Source organism: Candidatus Infernicultor aquiphilus (assembly GCF_002784285.1).
Taxonomy (GTDB): domain Bacteria; phylum Atribacterota; class Phoenicimicrobiia; order Phoenicimicrobiales; family Phoenicimicrobiaceae; genus Infernicultor; species Infernicultor aquiphilus.
In genome coordinates this window covers 1-1,172 of the sequence record NZ_PFKO01000181.1, presented here as the reverse complement: position 1 = coordinate 1,172, position 1,172 = coordinate 1, and the positions used below count along the sequence as shown (strand labels likewise).

General features: G+C 30.1%; 1 protein-coding gene. It reads left to right on the top strand.

From position 1 onward, the window contains the following. Positions 1 to 206: 206 nt before the first annotated feature. Positions 207 to 1,172, top strand: a 966-nt coding sequence (murJ, locus tag COZ07_RS04980; protein WP_406607482.1) for a murein biosynthesis integral membrane protein MurJ, incomplete at its 3' end; no start/stop codon positions are given.

The window sequence follows — 1,172 nt, the reverse complement described above, 5'->3', positions numbered from 1 at the left end:
CGTAATGAATAATGTGTTGTAGGGGTTTGATTTATCAAACCCGCAAAATATCGGGTCGGATAAATCCGACCCCTACAACAAAAAAAATACTTTATTTAAAATAGTTTTATTATTTATAAACTGTAATATCGTGTATAGAATGCATATGTTATTCGCTAAAAGCATAGTGTATTTACTCGATACTCGATACGAAAAAAGGGAAATTAATGGAAACCAAGCATAAAATTGCTAAATACGCTGGAATAGTAATTATTGCCACTATATTTTGTAGAATATTAGGTTTAGGTAGAGAAATAATAATTTCCAATAAATTTGGAGCGAGCATTGAAACCGATGCCTTTTTTATTGCTTTTATGATTCCTAATTTACTAAGAAGTTTTTTAGGAGAAGGTGCTTTAAATGCTGCCTTTATACCTATCTTTACTGAACATTTGACTAATAACGATAGAAAGAAAGCGGAATATTTTGCCAGTAATATTTTAAATATTTTAATTTCAATCTTAATAATAGTAATAATTTTGGGCATTTGGGGAGCTCCTTGGTTAATTAAATTATTTGCTATTGGTTTTAAAAATAACCCCTATAAATATGAATTAGCTATAAATTTAACCAGAGTAATGTTCCCTTACATAGGTTTCGTAGCAATTGCCGCTTTATTTATGGGGATATTAAATTCATATGATCACTTCCTGCTACCTGCTTTAGCACCGGCGATGTTAAATATTTCTATTATAATTTTTGCTTTCACCTTAAGCTTTAAATATGGAATTTTCAGCCTGGCTTTAGGAGTAATCTTCGGCGGAATTGGTCAGGCGTTAGTACAGATCCCGGTATTAATAAGAAAAAAAATAAAATATAATTTTGTTATCGATTTAAACGATCCAGGAGTAAAAAAATTATTAAAATTATTAATACCGGCTATGTTGGGCTTAGCTATCACTGAAATTAATGTAGTGGTAGATAGAACCATCGCCTCTAATTTAATTGATGGAAGCATTTCTGCTTTATATTATTCTAATAGGTTAGTCCAATTTCCGTTAGGGGTTTTCGGAGTAGCCATTTCTATTGCCATTTTCCCTACATTGGCTAAATATACTGCAAAAAATAATATTGTTGAATTTAAAAGATCATTATTATTTGGTTTAAAAATGTTAATATTTGTTACCGTTCCT